Source organism: Actinoallomurus sp. NPDC052308 (assembly GCF_040679195.1).
GTDB classification, from domain to species: Bacteria; Actinomycetota; Actinomycetes; order Streptosporangiales; family Streptosporangiaceae; genus Actinoallomurus; species Actinoallomurus liliacearum.
This window is the reverse complement of record NZ_JBFAUM010000037.1, coordinates 22009-36660: the sequence shown is the minus strand read 5'-3', so window position 1 is coordinate 36660 and position 14652 is coordinate 22009. Positions and strand designations below refer to the sequence as shown.

At 72.5% G+C, this 14652-nt stretch carries 11 protein-coding genes; 5 read left to right on the top strand and 6 right to left on the bottom strand.

Annotation, left to right across the window (positions count from 1 at the left end; translation table 11 throughout):
- The first annotated feature begins 7 nt into the window (after positions 1-7).
- From AB0L00_RS41605 to AB0L00_RS41595, 3 genes are all read left to right on the top strand, one after another.
- Positions 8-1390: an amidase gene (locus AB0L00_RS41605; RefSeq protein ID WP_364443215.1), complete on the top strand. Its 1383-nt coding sequence runs from the start codon at positions 8-10 to the stop codon at positions 1388-1390.
- On the top strand, positions 1380-2408 hold the full coding sequence (locus tag AB0L00_RS41600; RefSeq protein WP_364443214.1) for an alpha/beta fold hydrolase: 1029 nt from the start codon (positions 1380-1382) through the stop codon (positions 2406-2408). The genes AB0L00_RS41605 and AB0L00_RS41600 overlap by 11 nt, the downstream gene beginning before the upstream one ends.
- Before the next feature lie 188 nt (positions 2409-2596).
- Positions 2597-4228 carry a methionine--tRNA ligase gene (locus AB0L00_RS41595; RefSeq protein ID WP_364443213.1) on the top strand — a complete coding sequence of 544 codons (1632 nt, stop codon included), beginning with the start codon at positions 2597-2599 and terminating at the stop codon, positions 4226-4228.
- 216 nt (positions 4229-4444) lie between these two features.
- Here AB0L00_RS41595 and AB0L00_RS41590 read toward each other — a convergent pair whose 3' ends face one another.
- The 3 genes from AB0L00_RS41590 to AB0L00_RS41580 are packed head-to-tail and all read right to left on the bottom strand — an operon-like array spanning position 4445 to position 7187.
- Complete coding sequence (locus tag AB0L00_RS41590) at positions 4445-5290, bottom strand: DUF4097 family beta strand repeat-containing protein (RefSeq protein WP_364443212.1); 846 nt, start codon at positions 5288-5290, stop codon at positions 4445-4447.
- Positions 5287-5937: a response regulator transcription factor gene (locus tag AB0L00_RS41585; protein WP_364443211.1), complete on the bottom strand. Its 651-nt coding sequence runs from the start codon at positions 5935-5937 to the stop codon at positions 5287-5289. The genes AB0L00_RS41590 and AB0L00_RS41585 overlap by 4 nt, the downstream gene beginning before the upstream one ends.
- Positions 5925-7187: a sensor histidine kinase gene (locus AB0L00_RS41580; protein ID WP_364443210.1), complete on the bottom strand. Its 1263-nt coding sequence runs from the start codon at positions 7185-7187 to the stop codon at positions 5925-5927. The genes AB0L00_RS41585 and AB0L00_RS41580 overlap by 13 nt, the downstream gene beginning before the upstream one ends.
- A gap of 133 nt (positions 7188-7320) precedes the next feature.
- Here AB0L00_RS41580 and AB0L00_RS41575 point away from each other — a divergent pair, with 133 nt between their 5' ends.
- Positions 7321-7809 (top strand): hypothetical protein, encoded by a 489-nt coding sequence (locus AB0L00_RS41575; protein ID WP_364443209.1) that lies wholly within the window; start codon positions 7321-7323, stop codon positions 7807-7809.
- Between the two features lie 5 nt (positions 7810-7814).
- On the opposite strand, the gene AB0L00_RS41570 is transcribed toward AB0L00_RS41575, so the two are convergent.
- Positions 7815-9071 (bottom strand): helix-turn-helix domain-containing protein, encoded by a 1257-nt coding sequence (locus AB0L00_RS41570; protein ID WP_364443208.1) that lies wholly within the window; start codon positions 9069-9071, stop codon positions 7815-7817.
- 180 nt (positions 9072-9251) lie between these two features.
- Between AB0L00_RS41570 and AB0L00_RS41565 the strand changes: the two genes are divergently transcribed.
- Positions 9252-10922, top strand: a complete 1671-nt coding sequence (locus tag AB0L00_RS41565) for a ubiquinol-cytochrome c reductase cytochrome b subunit (protein ID WP_364443207.1) — start codon at positions 9252-9254, stop codon at positions 10920-10922.
- A 45-nt stretch (positions 10923-10967) separates the two neighbouring features.
- Here AB0L00_RS41565 and AB0L00_RS41560 read toward each other — a convergent pair whose 3' ends face one another.
- Entirely contained in the window at positions 10968-13283 is a 2316-nt protein-coding gene (locus AB0L00_RS41560; protein ID WP_364443206.1) for a protein kinase, read from the bottom strand.
- Between the two features lie 40 nt (positions 13284-13323).
- Complete coding sequence (locus AB0L00_RS41555) at positions 13324-14646, bottom strand: NAD(P)/FAD-dependent oxidoreductase (RefSeq protein ID WP_364443205.1); 1323 nt, start codon at positions 14644-14646, stop codon at positions 13324-13326.
- Positions 14647-14652 lie beyond the last annotated feature (6 nt).

Here is a 14652-nt window from a genome sequence, read left to right as displayed (position 1 = left end):
ACATACCGTGACCTCTTCCCGTACGAGCGCCGCGACCGGCGGCTACTTCGCCGGCCGGTCGCTCCGCGACCTCGCCGCGGACCTGCGGCGGCGCCGGATCACGGCCACCGACCTCGCGCGGCACTCGCTCGACGCCGTCGCCCGGCTCGACTCCCTCGTCAACGCGTTCACGACCACGGCCGCCGACCAGGCGCTGGCCGCGGCCCGGCAGGCGGACCGCGAACTCGCCGACGGCCTCGACCGGGGCCCCCTGCACGGCATACCGGTGGCGGTCAAGGACGTCATCATGGTCGCGGGCCGGCCCGTGACCATGGGCTCACGGCACTTCGCCGGCCACGTGCCCTCCACCGACGCCGACTGCGTCCGGCGGCTGAAGGAGGCGGGCGCGGTCCTGGTCGGTCAGACGACGACCCACGAGTTCGCCTACGGCCCCACGGGGGACCGCTCCGCGACCGGCCCCTGCCGCAACCCGCGTGATCCGGCGCGGATGTCCGGCGGTTCCAGCGGCGGAAGCGCCGCGGCGGTGGCGGCGGGCATGGTCCCCCTCGCCATCGGCACCGACACCGGCGGTTCCGTCCGCATCCCGGCGGCGCTGTGCGGGGTATCGGGGTTCAAGCCCGCGTACGGCGTGATCTCGACCGACGGCGTCTTCCCTCTGTCCGAGACGCTGGACCACGTCGGCCTGCTCGCCGCGAGCGCGGACGACTGCCGGATCGCCTACCGCGCACTCGTCCCGGGCCGCGGGCCGTCGGCGGAGGGCACGTCCCGAGTCGGCTGGCTCGACCCCCGCGCGTTCTTCCCCGCCGACGCCCGCGTCCAGCACTCGGCGCGCTCCGCGCTGGAGGGCCCGCTCGACGAACTCCGCCTCCCGCAGCGGGTCGTCGAGGACCTCCGTGAGGCGTTCGTCGCCGTCCAGAGCGGCGAGGCGGCGGCCGTCCACGCCGAACGCCTGGCCGAGCGGCCCGGCCTGTTCGATCCGGAGGTCCTCGAACGCCTCCGGACGGCCGCCACCGTGCCCGCCTGGCGGTACGTGCGGGGGCTGCGGGCACGCCCGCGGCTCGCCGACGCCGTCGCCGCGCTCTTCGAGGACCACGACGTCCTCGCGCTGCCGACCGTGCCGATCACCGCGCCGCCCGTCGACCGGCGGGAGGTCGACCTGGACGGCGCGCGGGTGCGCGTACGGGACGCCCTGCTCGCGCTGACCAGTCCATGGAACGTTCTCGGCCTGCCCGCGCTCACCGTCCCGGCCGGGACGGTCGACGGCCTGCCCACCGGGCTGCAGCTCATCTGCCGGACCGGTGAGGAGGACCGGCTCTTCGAGACCGCCGCCCGCGCCGTTCCCCGACCCGATCACGAAGATCCCCTCATTGGAGAGTCACTTGTCCACTGACCACGAGATCCTGGAGCTTCCCGACTTCGCGCTGGAGAACGGGGACACCCTGCGGCCGGCCCGGCTCGCCTACCGGACGTACGGCCGGCTGAACGCCGACCGGTCCAACGCCGTCCTGTTCCCCACCTGGTTCGCCGGGGATCACCGTTCCAACGAGTGGCTGATCGGCGAGGACCGGGCGCTGGACCCACGGGAGTACTTCGTCATCGTGCCGAACCTGTTCGGCAACGGCGTGTCCTCGTCGCCCTCCAACACCCCGCCGCCGCACGCCGCCGCCGACTTCCCCGACGTCACCATCCGCGACAATGTCCGGGCCCAGCACGTCCTGGTCACCGAGCACCTCGGCATCGAACGGCTCGCCCTCGTCCTCGGCTGTTCGATGGGCGCCCTGCAGACCTATCAGTGGGCGGTGAGCCATCCCGAGATGGTCGCGCGCGCCCTGCCGTTCTGCGGGGCGCCGAAGACCTCGCCGCACAACGTGGTGTTCATCGAGAGCCTGCGGGCGACCCTCACCCTGGACGCCTCCTACCGCGACGGACGCTATGAGACGCCGCCCCTCGCGGGCATCAGGGCGTTCTCCCGGGTCTACGCCGGCTGGGGGTTCTCCCAGGCCTTCTACCGGGAGGAGACCTACCGGCAGCTCGGCTTCACGACACTGGAGGACTTCCTGCCCGGCTTCTGGGAGGCCAACTTCATCGACCAGGACGCGAACGACCTGCTGGCGATGCTGTGGACCTGGCGGCACGCCGACGTGTCGGCGACGCCCGGGATGGACGGCGACCTCGAGCGCGCGCTCGGCTCCATCACGGCCGAGACCCTCGCCCTCCCCGCGGAGAAGGACCTGTACTTCCCGCCCGAGGACGAGCTCCGCGCCGTGCGGCACATCCCCGGCGGCCGGGTCCGGGTGATCCCGGGGATCTGGGGCCATCTGACCGGCGGTGGCGCCAACCCCGCCGACGCCGCCTTCATCGACGCCGCCGTCCGTGACCTGCTGGCCACCGGGACCGACAAGGGGTAGCCGCGGAAATCGCCGTGCCGTACGGGGCCCCGGGCCGTATGGTGGAGGCATGAACACGTCCGCAGGTCAGGTGATGATGCGCCCCGCACGGGGCCGCTAGCACTGACGGACGTACCGAATCCGAGGCCCTGGCACGGGGCCTCGATTCGTGTTCGCGCATCGGAGCCCCGGCTCTCCGGGAGGTTCCGATGACCCGACACCACGTCTACATCACCACCACCATCCCCTACGTCAACGCCCGCCCGCACGTCGGGTTCGCACTGGAACTGGTGCAGGCCGACGTACTGGCCCGACATCACCGCCGCCGCGGTGACCACGTCAGGCTCCAGGCCGGCACCGACGACAACGCGCTGAAGAACGTGCAGGCCGCCGAGCGGGCCGGCGTCCCGGTCCAGGAGTTCGTCGACCGGAACGCGGCGGCGTTCGTGGCGCTGCACCGGCCGCTGACGCTCTCGATCGACGACGTCATCCATACCGGTCGCGACCCGCGCCACCGGGCCGGCGTCGAGCGGTTCTGGCGGGCCTGCGAGGCCTCGGGCGACCTGTACCGCAAGCACTACGAGGGCCTGTACTGCGTCGGCTGCGAACAGTTCTACGCCCCCGCCGACCTCGACGACGGCCGCTGTCCCGAGCACGGCACCACGCCGCAGCGGGTCGCCGAGGAGAACTGGTTCTTCCGGCTGTCCCGCTACGCCGGCCGGCTCCACGACCTCATCGAGAGCGGCCGCCTGCGCATCGAGCCGGCCGAACGCCGCAACGAGGTGCTGAGCTTCATCGCGGGCGGGCTGGAGGACTTCTCCATCTCGCGTTCGGTCGCCCGCGCCCGCGGCTGGGGCATCCCGGTGCCGGGCGATCCCGGCCAGGTCATCTACGTGTGGTGGGACGCCCTCGGCAACTACCTGACCGCGCTCGGATACGGCACCGACGACGCGGAGCTGCGGCGCTGGTGGTCGGCGGCCGACCGCCGGGTCCACCTCGTGGGCAAGGGCGTGGTCCGGTTCCACGCGGTGTACTGGCCGGCCATGCTCCTGTCGGCCGGCCTGCCGCTGCCGACGGAGATCCTGGTGCACGGCTACCTCACCGCCGACGGCCGCAAGATCAGCAAGTCCAGCGACAACACCGTCGATCCGACGGCGCTGGTCGACGCGTACGGGACCGACGCGGTCCGCTGGTGGCTGCTGCGGGAGGTGCCCCGCGCCGGCGACGCGGACTTCACCCACGACCGGCTCATCGCGCGCGCCGACGACGAACTCGCCAACGGCGTCGGCAACCTCGTCAACCGGGTGATCTCAATGATCCACCGGTACCGCGACGGCCGCCCGCCCGTGCCCGGCGGTCGCCCGCCCGTGCCGCCCGGCTCCGGCGACCGCTCGCCCGTGCCGCCCGGTCCCGGCGGATGCCCGTCTGTGCTGCCCGCCCCCGACGGCCGCCCGCCCGTGCCGTCCGGCCCCGGCGACTGCTCGGGCGACGAGGTGGTCGCGGCGTGCGAACGGGCGCCCGCGCTGGTCGACGCCGCGCTCGGCTCGTTCGACTTCCGGGCGGCGACGGAGGCCGTCCGGGCGATCGTCGACGCGGCCAACCGGTTCGTCAACCGGGTCCGTCCGTGGGAGCTCGTGCGCGCCGAACGGGCCGGTGACGGTGACGCCGGTCGCCGCCTCGACGCGGCCCTGGCGGTGGCGCTGGACGCGTGCCGGACGGTCGGCGTGGAGCTGTCGCCGTTCCTGCCGGACGCCGCGGAGCGCGTCGCCCGGCAGTGCGCGGTGGTCGACGGCCGGCTGCCCGCTCCGTCGCCGGTGTTCGCCAGGCTCGCCCGCCACTGATCGGCGGGGCCGTACGAAAGGCTCGGGCAACGACGAGCGCGGGCGGTGATTCGGGGCTTCCGCGCCCTACGACCCCGCGATCACCGAGCCTTTCGTACGGCCCGGGCCCGGTGGCGCCGGCCGGTGGCGGGACGGTCGCCGTGCCGGACGGACGCGATCAGCGGCCCTGCGGCGCCGGTCGACGGTGGGTGGGCGGTGCCGTGTCGGACGGATCGGTCAGGGGCGGAGGTACCTGATCTCTATCGAGCCGGAGGAGGTCTGGGCGTCGATGCGGCGGGTCGCGGTGTCGTCGGCCAGCCCGCGGTCGATGGACGGGTCGCCGAGCGACGACTTCGTGGTCACGCGGTAGCGCTGTCCCGGCGGCACGAAGACGGACAGTGCGCCGGACCTGGCCTGCGCCGTGACCTCCTGCGGCGCCGCTGCGAAGGCCAGATCGAGGGTTCCGGACGTCAACGCGGCGTCCACCCGGCCGGACCGCAGACCGATCCCCTCGATGACGCCGGAGCTGGCACGCGTCCAGACCGGCCCCGTCAGGTTCCGCATGGAGACGACGCCGGAGGTGGTCGACAGCCGCACGGGGCCGGTGAGTCCCGTGGCGGCGACCGCGCCCGAGGTGGACGTCGCGCGCAGCGCTACGCCGGCGGGGACGCGGACCTGCAGGCCGACGCTGCACGAGGAGCCGGACAATGGCACCCACGCCGTGCACGCGCCCGTGAGCCGCAGCGTCGTGCCCTCCCAGGTCGCCTTGACGCGCGGCTTGCGCGTCACCCACTTCAGCGTCTGGTCCACCGTGACCCCGCCGGCGTCGCCGGCGGTGACCGACAGGTCACCGGCGCCGATGTCCACTTCCAGTGCCGTGATCGGGTGGGTGTCGGCCATGAGGCGACTCCGCTGTTTCTGGCTGATCAGCTCGCCCCAGATCAGCACGCCGTTCGGCACGACGAGGACGAACGCGGTCACGGCGGCCACGAAGCTCCACAGCACCCGGCGGCGCGGGCGCTGCGGGGTCGCCTCGGCCACCGGCTCCCCAGCGGTCCGCGGTACATCGGGGGATTCGATCACGACCCTCCTTCCAGGAAGCGGAGGACGGCGAGCACGCGACGGTGATCCGCGGCCGCGCCGTCGATCAGGCCGAGCTTGGCGAAGATGTTGTTGATGTGCTTGGCGACGGCGCTCTCGCTGACCACCAGGGCCTGCGCGATGCCGCTGTTCGAGCGGCCCTCGGCCATGAGCGCGAGCACGTCCCGTTCGCGCGGGGTCAGGGCCTGGAGGGGGTCGTTCTGCCGGCGTACGAGCAGCTGGGCGACGACCTCGGGGTCGAGGGCGGTGCCGCCGGACGCGACCCGGCGCAGCGCGTCCAGGAAGGACGAGACGTCGGCGACCCGGTCCTTCAGCAGGTAACCGATGCCGCTGGTGTTCGTGGCGAGGAGGTCGGCGGCGTACCGCTCCTCGACGTACTGCGACAGCAGCAGCACGGAGATCTCCGGCCACTGGCGGCGGATGACGAGCGCCGCCCGTACCCCTTCGTCGGAGTAGCCGGGGGGCATCCGCACGTCCGCGATCACCAGGTCGGGCCGGTGCTCCTCGACCGCTGCGAGCAGGCCCTCGGCGTCGTCGGCCGCGGCGAGCACCTCGAACCCCGACGTCTCGAGCAGCTTGATCAACCCGGCTCGCAGCAGGACGGAATCCTCGGCGATCACAACGCGCACGGCAACTCCACGGTGATGACGGTCGGCCCCCCGGCCGGACTGGTGATCCGGAAGGTACCGTCCACCGACGCGACGCGTTGCCGCAGGCCCGTCAGGCCCGTCCCGCGCGTGGGCTCGGCGCCTCCGACGCCGTCGTCGGTGATGGTCATCCGCAGCACGTCCGCCACGCGGACCAGCTCCATCTCCACCCGCGAGGCGCGCGCGTGCTTGGTGACGTTGGTGAGGGCCTCGGAGGCGACGAAGTACGCGACGGCCTCGACGGTCGGCGCGGGGCGTGCGGGAACGTCGACCCGGAGCTTGACGGGCAGGGGCGTGCGGGCGGCGATGCCCGACAGCGCGGCGTCCAGGCCCCGGTCGTCGAGGACGGCCGGGTGCAGGCCCCGGACGACGTTCCGCAGGTCGGTCAGGGCCTCCTTGGCCTCGGCGTGCGCTTCGGTGATCACCCGCATGGCGTCCTCCGGCACGTCCGTGAGCGTCTCCCGCGCGAGGCCGAGGTTCATCGCGAGCGAGACGAGCCGCTGCTGCACGCCGTCGTGCAGGTCGCGTTCGATGCGGCGGCGTTCGGCGTCCGCGGCGTCGACGACGCCGGCCCGTTTCTCGGCGAGGTCCTCGACGCGGCGTTCGAGCTCCTCGGTACGGCTCGGTCCCAGCAGGGCCAGGGCGGCCCGGGTGTCCAGCCGCGTCACCACCGCCGCGACGGCGGGCGTGACGATCAGCAGCAGGACGCCGCACACGGTCAGGACGTTGATGAACTTCTGGTGTTCGGTGAGGGAGAGCGGGCTGTGCGGCGGCAGCGCCCACGCGTACGTGTACAGCAGCGCCAGCCCGAAGCCGGTCGCCCACATGGCCACGACCAGCAGCCCCCCGCCGGCCAGGAGCGGACCGGCCAGCCCGTGGTAGATCAGTGACCGCCACGTTGTCCGGGAGCGGAGGGCGGCGCGGAGGTCGCGGCGGCCGCGGGGCGGCGCGGGCACGTCGACGCCGAGCAGCCCCCAGAACCGGCTCCGCTGCATCGCGTTCAACGGCCGCAGCAGGAGGAAGGGCAGGGCGAGCGAGACCAGGGTCGCGAGCAGGACCTCCCCCACGGAGACGGGCGCGTCCAGCCAGGGCAGCGCGAACACCGACAGCGCCACGAGATGGGCGGGCACGCCGGCCGTGACGAAGGTCGTGTTCCGCCACGCACCGCGCGACAACGGAAGGTAGTCGCTCCAATGGGGGGAGGCGCGGTGCAGGGGAACCGCTTGAGTCATGAGAAGACCCTAATCCGGGGGGTGGACGGCCTGCCATGAAGCAGACGCCCGATCGGGGGTGAAGCCAGTGCCACCCCAAGGTCGGATATCGGCGTGACTGACGGTGACCGCGCCGGACGCGATGCTTTTGGTCATGTCGCTGATCACCGCCGCCCCGCCCTCCCGGCCCCGCCCCGCCGCCCGTACCCAGGCCCCTCGGGTCGCGTCCCGTACGCCGGCCCCCCAGGTCTCGTCTCGTGCGCGGTCGCGGTGGCCGGTCCGGCTGGGCGTCGGGCTGATCGGCGCCGGCCTGGCGCTCCTGCCCTGGCTGTTCGTGCTGGCCACCAGCCTGCCCGCGACGGCGACCGCCGCCCACTGGCGGGTCGCCTGGGTCGGGTTCGACATGCTGGAGGCGCTCTCGTTCGTCGCGACGGGCGTGCTGGTCATCCGGCGCGACGCGCGGGCGTGCCTGACCGCGATGGTCACCGCGACGCTGCTGGTCGCGGACGCGTGGTTCGACGTGTCCACCGCCGCGCCGGGCGCGGACCAGCTGACGGCGGTGGCGATGGCGGCGCTCCTGGAGATCCCGCTGGCCGTCTTCTCCGTCGTCCTCGCGTTCCGGATGCTGCCCCGCCACCGGTGACGGGCTCAGCGGCGGAGGCTGATCACCTGTCCTTCGGCGGGCTCCCGCGCACGGGCGTCCTCGGACAGCAGGGCGCGGGCGCGCAGCACGATCTCCAGCTCGAACCGCAGGTCCGGGTCCTGGAGCTGATCGCCGAACAAGTCGTCGAGCTGGCGCAGCCGGTACCGCACCGTCTGGGGGTGGACGTGCAGCCGTACGGCGACCTCGTTGGCGTTGCGTCCCGCCTGCAGCCACGCCAGCAGGGTCTCGGCCAGCCGATCCTGCTGGCTGGGCCGCAGGTGGGCCAGGGGCGCGAGCTGCCGGGTGGACAGGGCGGCGAGGAGTTCCTCGTCCTGGAAGAGGATCAGCGTGGACATGTGCTCGGCGCACCGTACGACGCTGTCGTCGGCGATGAGGCCACGGCGTACGAGGTCGAGGCCCTGGCGGGCCCAGCGCATCGACCGGGAGACCTCCGACAGCCCTACGGTCGGGCCGACGACGGCGACCCAGTCGGTGAGGGCGGCGTCGAGCAGGCGGTTCCGGCCCGGCCCGTCCGGGTCGGGCACGATGAGGCAGGGCTTGGAGCGGCTGAGGTCGGCGAGGATGTCGGGCGGCAGGGCGGGCCGGCCGACGCCCTGCCGGCGTTCGTAGAGGGCGACGGCGGCGACCGTACGCGGCACCGGCCACCGGGCGACGCGGGCGAGTTCGGCGATGTCCTCGGGAGAGGCGGGGGGCCGGGCCAGGAGCAGGTTGACGAGCTGGTTGCGGCGGCGGGTCAGCTCACCCGCCACGGCGGCCTCGGCCTGGGCGTAGCCCTCGGCGGCCGCGGCGGCGACCTCGTCCTGGATCAGCATGACCGTCTCGCCGAGGACGCACAGGAGCTGGGCCGACAGCCGGAGCGGCGCGGCGTCGGCCGAGATCCGGCGCCATACGGCCAGCCCGGCGACGCGGATGGCCGTATGGAGGCCGTCGAGTCCGCGCCCCTCGCGGGCCACGCTCCGCCCGATCGCCCGGAAGAAGTCCGCGACGGGCTCGGCGGGAGACTCGGCGGCCGAGGCGCCGGGGGACTCGCCGTCCCCGGCCTCGGTGACACGTCTTAAAACCTCGTCGATCACCCGGTCGATGGCCGAGCGGATGACCGCGGCGAAGGCGTCATCCCAGCGGCGGGCGTATTCGGGGATCCGGTGGTGGATCTCCTCCATCATCTCGTCGGCCAGCCCTGGTCTGACCTTGGTGGTGAGTTCGGGCGGGATGTACGCCCACGGCCGCCCCTCGTTCGTCACACGGAACCTCCCCCAGCCCACCGGCTGAGATCGCAAGTTACCGGGCGGAAGTGACTATTTGCACTAATTGTGCCAAAAGTGGCCATCTCAACTCCGTTGCGTTACCAACGGGGAAGTACTACAAGTGGTGGAAGACCGAATGCCGAGGCGGTCGGGGGGCCGCCAGAGCGGAGTGCGGCGATGGCGACTGTGCCGAAACCACTGTCCAAGACGGGCCGCGCGGTCGATGAACGCGTCGGCGGCGCCCGTTTCCTTTCAAAAGCCTTGAAGAAGGTCTTTCCCGATCACTGGACCTTCCTGCTCGGCGAAGTCGCGATGTACTCGTTCTTCATCATCGTCGCGACCGGCATCTTTTTGACCTTGTTCTTCAAACCGAGCATGCACGACGTCGTCTACAACGGCCGGTACCTGCCGCTGCGCGGCCTGACGATGAGCGAGGCGTACGAGTCCACGCTCCACATCAGCTTCGACGTGCGCGGCGGGCTGCTGATGCGGCAGATCCACCACTGGGCGACGATCGTGTTCCTCGCGGCCATCGTTGCCCACATGCTGCGCAACTTCTTCACCGGAGCGTTCCGCAAGCCCCGGGAGATCAACTGGCTGATCGGCGTGACGCTGTTCCTCCTCGCCATCCTGAACGGGCTGTTCGGCTACTCGCTGCCGGACGACCTGCTGTCCGGCACCGGCATCCGGATCCTCGAGGGCGTGCTGCTGAGCATTCCGCTCGTCGGGTCGTACCTGTCGATGTGGCTGTTCGGCGGTGAGTTTCCCGGGAACGTCATCATCCCGAGGCTCTTCACCATCCACGTCCTGCTGATCCCGGGCATCCTCATGGCGCTGATCCCGCTGCACGGGGTGATCCTCACCTGGCGGCAGACGCACACGCAGTTCCCCGGGAGGGGCCGCACCAACCGCAACGTCATCGGCAAGCCGATGTGGCCGGTCTTCTTCGCCAAGACCACGGCGTTCTTCCTGTGGGTCTTCGGGTTCATCGCGCTGCTCGCGACGTTCTTCCAGATCAACCCGGTCTGGCTGTTCGGCCCGTACGACCCGGCGAGCATCAGCGCGGGATCCCAGCCGGACTGGTACATGGGCTTCCTGGAGGGCTCGCTGCGGCTCATGCCGAGCTGGGAGATCAACGCGTGGGGGCACACGCTCGCGATGAACGTCATCGTCCCGGCGCTGGTCGTGCCGGGCGCGCTGTTCACCGGACTGGCGGTGTACCCCTTCCTCGAACGCTGGGTCACCGGCGACTACGAGATCCACCATCTCCTCGACCGGCCGCGCGACGTGCCCGTCCGTACCGGCATCGGCATGGCGGGCGTCATCTTCTACGGCCTGCTGTGGCTGGCCGGCGGCAACGACATCATCGCCAAGACCTTCGAGATCCCGCTGTTCACGACCACGTGGATCTTCCGGATCGCGGTGATCGTCGGGCCGATCCTCGGGTTCCTCATCGCGCGGCGGATGTGCCTCGGCCTGCAGCGCCGGGAACGGCACATGCTCGAGCACGGCGTGGAGACCGGCATCATCAAGCGGCTGCCGAACGGCGCGTACGTCGAGGTCGAGGCCCCGGTCAGTGAGGAGGGCGCGGCGGTGGTCCTCGGCCGCCGGGTGCCCCCCGCGAAGGTGCTGCCCGGGGCGGGGCCCGACGAGCACGGCGTGCTGCCCAAGATGGCCCTCCACCCCAAGGCCCGGCTGAAGATCAAGCTGAACCACGCGTTCGTGAACGTGGTCCCGTCACCGGACACCGCCTGGATCCGTACCGACGACGGGAGGGAGAAGCACGTGGCCGTCACCGGCGACGGCGAGCGCGCCCCGGCGCGGACCCCGGCCAGGCACTCCGACTGACGCGCCAGGACCTGAGGTCACGTGCGGGGAGGAGGCACGTAGAGGTCACGCGTGCCAGGACGTCACCTCCTTGCCCGAGCGCGCGTCCCACAGGACGGCGCCGTCGACATCGGCGGTGGCGACCAGGCGGCCGTCCCGGCTGATCGCCATCGCCCAGACCTGCGGCGTCGTCGTGTTCCAGGCGGTCTTCTTGCCGCCGTGCGGGACCTTCCAGACCTCGATCTGGCCATTGCTGTCGGCGGCCCCGGAGTAGGCCGGGAACGCCAGCGTCCTGCCGTCCGCGCCGAAGACGAGGGCGTTCCCCGGCGACGTCATCACGCCGGCCAGGTCGGTCCGCTTGTCGGGGTTGCGGACGTCCCAGAGCCGCACGTCGGCCTGCCCCGAGTTCGGCTCCTCAGCGACGGCGATGGTCGCTCCGTCCGGGCTTAGGGCAAAGCCCTTGCCCAGGTTCTGGTCGGCCCCCGGCCACTGGGCGACCGCGTACTTCTTCTCGACGTCCCAGACCGTGATGTCACCGTCCAGGGTCATGCACGCCGCCTCGGTCGTGTCCGCGCTCAACGCCCCGGACTTGCAGCTGGAATCCTTCAAGGGCATCCGGTGCGCGTCGTACTTGTGCGTCCGCAGGGTCCAGACGCCCACCAGCCCCGACTCGCCGACGGCGGTGAGGGTACGGCCGTCCGGGCCGAACGCCATGGCCTCGACGTCGATCTCTTCCGAGAAGTCGTCCGCTCCCTTGAAACCGTCGAGTTCGCGTAGCTCGCGACCTTTCACGTCCCAGATCTTCACGCCGCCGCCTTCCAACCCGACCGCGAGACTCCGGCCGTCCGGGCTGAACGCCAGGGCGTCGACGGGGACCTGGCTCACCGGATCGGCGTGGAAGGAGCCCCGTGACCGTTTCGACGCCGTCCCGTACAGCCGGACCTCGCCGTGGTCATCACCGAACGCGACCAGATCGCCGTCCGGGGTGAACGCCGTGGCCTTGAAGGCCACCGTGTGGGCGGAGGCGCTCGAGGAGCCCGCCGGGGCGCCGGCCTGTCCGCCCGACGAGTACGACGGGTTCGCGTTCATACCGTTCGAGAGGGTGGACGAGTGCTCGGCCATGCAGGAGTACACCACGCCCACCGCGGGGAGGGTGAGCAAAAGTGAGGTCAGGGCGCGGCGCCCCCGCTGGGCGGGGGTGAGCGGCGCGCGGGGCGTGGGCACCCCGTGTGCCTGAGGCGCGGGGCGCGAGCCGCTCGGAACGGTACGGGGCCGCGCGGCGGCCCCGGGCGCCTTGGCGGGCGTGCCAGCGCCCGAAGGGCCGGTGCCCGACGTGCCGGTGCTCGAGCCGGTGCCCGACGTGCCGGTGGCGGACGTGCCGGTGGCGGATGGGGCCGTGCTGCCGGGCCCGGTCGCGGAGGAAGCGGCCGTGGAGGGCGGGGGAGCGGTCGGCTTCGCGGCCTTCGTGGCCTTCGTGCCGGAGTGCGGCGGCGTGGCCTTGGCGGCGTCCGGTGGTGGGCTCGCCGAGCTCGGGAGGGCCGGCTGCGCGCCGTCGTCCCGGCGCAGGATCGCGTCCAGCCGTTCCGCCGTCTCCTCGGCCGTGGGGCGGCGTGCCGGGTCCTTGGTCAGCAGCGCTTTGATCAGCGGTCGCAGGGGACCGCCGTTCACCAGCGCCGGCGCCTCCTGGGTGAGCAGGGTCAGCAGGACGGTCGCGTGGTCCGGTCCCTGGAACGGCGGCCCCCCCTCGACCGCGTTGAACAGCACGGCGCCGAGCGACCACAGGTCGCCGGCGGGGCTGGCGGCGGCGTTCTCCGCCTGCTCGGGCGCCATGAACGCCGGAGTCCCCAGGACGTCGTCGAAGCCGTCGGCGCGTTCGCCGACCCGCTGCGCCACGCCGAAGTCGGTGAGCACGATCCGCCGGTCCGAGATCAGGACGTTGGCGGGCTTGAGATCCCGGTGCACGATCCCGGAGTCGTGCGCCTCCCGCAGCGCGTCCAGCACGGCGGCGCCGATCTCGGCGACCCGCCGGTACGGCAGGCGCACCTCCGTCCGGAGGATCTCGGCGAGCGGACGGCCCTTCAGCAGCTCCATGACGATGATCGGGGTGCCGTCGTCGTCGATCACGTCGTGGATCGTGACGATCCCGGGATGGTTCAGCCGGGCCGTCGCCCGTGCCTCCTGCAGCGCGAGGTCGCTGAGCTCGGCCCGCTCCTCCTCGTCGAGGTCGGACGAGAAGCGCACCCGCTTGATGGCGACCTCGCGGTCGAGCATCTCGTCGTGACCGCGCCAGACCGTGCCCATGCCGCCCTGACCGATCACCTCGATCAGGCGGTACCGCCCATTGATGAGCTCCTGCTCGCCCTCCGGCGTGCCGTCCACCATGATCGGTTCAGACGCGCGCCCACCGCGCCGGGTTCCCGGCTCAGTCCTCCAAGAGGGCGGCCTCGATGGCGCGGTGGAACGTCGGGTACGCGTAGATCATGTGTCGGAGCCGCTCCACCGGCACCTCGCCGTGGACGGCGACGGCCAGCGCGCCGAGGACCTCGCCGCCGACCGGCCCGGCCGACGTCGCGCCGACCAGCACGCCGTCGTGCTCGATCAGCTTGATGAAGCCCTCCGCCCCGTGGATCCAGCCGCGCGCGGACTTCGCGAGGTCCGTCCGGTACACGCGCACGTCCATTCCCTGGTCCCGGGCCTGCTGCTCGGTCAGCCCGACCGCGCCGATCTCCGGGTCGGTGAAGGTCACGCGCGGCAGCGCCCGGTAGTCGGCGGGCGGCCCGTCCTGGCCGAGGATCTCCCGTAGGACGATCCGCGCCTGGTACACCGACACGTGCGTGAACGCGCCCTTCCCGGTGACGTCGCCGAGCGCCCACACGCCGTCGGCGGCGCGCAGCCGGTCGTCCACGTCCACGAACCGCGCGTCCTCGTCCAGGCCGACCGCCGCGACGCCCAGCGCCTTGAGGTCGGTACGGCGGCCGGTGGCGACGAGCAGCCGTTCGGCCCGCAGGTCATCGTTCAGGACGAACCCGTCGCCGTCGTGGCGGACCCGCTCGACCTTCGCGCCGGTCCGTACGGTGATGCCCTCGGCCTCGAAGACCTCGCGCAGCAGGTCGCCCGCCTCGGGCTCCTCCACGGAGAGCAGCCGGGGGAGGGCCTCGACCACCGTGACCCGGCTGCCGAACCGGGCGAACACCTGGGCCAGCTCCGCGCCGATCGCCCCGCCGCCCAGCACGATCAGCGACTCGGGGACCTCGGTGGCCTCGATCGCCTCCCGGTTCGTCCAGTACGGCGTGTCGCGCAGGCCGTCGATCGGCGGTACGGAGGGGGCGGTGCCGTTCGAGATGACGATGCCCTTGCGGGCGTGGAACACCCGGCCCTCGACGGTGACCTCGCCCGGACCGGTGATCCGGCCCTTGCCGCGCACGAGCGTGCCGCCCTTGCCGGTGAACCGGCCGGCCGCGACCTTGTCGTCCCAGTTGTCGGTGGCCTCGCGCAGCCGCTTCGCGACCGGGGCCCAGGAGGGCCGGACGTCCGCCTCTCCGGCCATGCCGGGGACGCGGCGGGCCTCGGCCAGCAGGTCCGCCGCGCGGATCATCATCTTGCTGGGAATGCAGCCCCAGTAGGGGCACTCGCCGCCCACCAGGCGGTCCTCGATGCCCACCACCGCGAGGCCGGCGGCGGCCAGACCGCCCGCCACCTCTTCGCCGCCCGGTCCGAGCCCGATCACGATGACGTCGACGTCCATGACCCC

What these genes read in the sequence shown, in the direction of transcription:
- AB0L00_RS41595 (WP_364443213.1), top strand. Translation starts at nt 2,597, where the DNA reads ATGACCCGACACCACGTCTACATCACCACCACCATCCCCTACGTCAAC.
- AB0L00_RS41580 (WP_364443210.1), bottom strand. Translation starts at nt 7,187, where the DNA reads ATGACTCAAGCGGTTCCCCTGCACCGCGCCTCCCCCCATTGGAGCGAC.
- AB0L00_RS41575 (WP_364443209.1), top strand. Translation starts at nt 7,321, where the DNA reads ATGTCGCTGATCACCGCCGCCCCGCCCTCCCGGCCCCGCCCCGCCGCC.
- AB0L00_RS41565 (WP_364443207.1), top strand. Translation starts at nt 9,252, where the DNA reads ATGGCGACTGTGCCGAAACCACTGTCCAAGACGGGCCGCGCGGTCGAT.
- AB0L00_RS41560 (WP_364443206.1), bottom strand. Translation starts at nt 13,283, where the DNA reads ATGGTGGACGGCACGCCGGAGGGCGAGCAGGAGCTCATCAATGGGCGG.
- AB0L00_RS41555 (WP_364443205.1), bottom strand. Translation starts at nt 14,646, where the DNA reads ATGGACGTCGACGTCATCGTGATCGGGCTCGGACCGGGCGGCGAAGAG.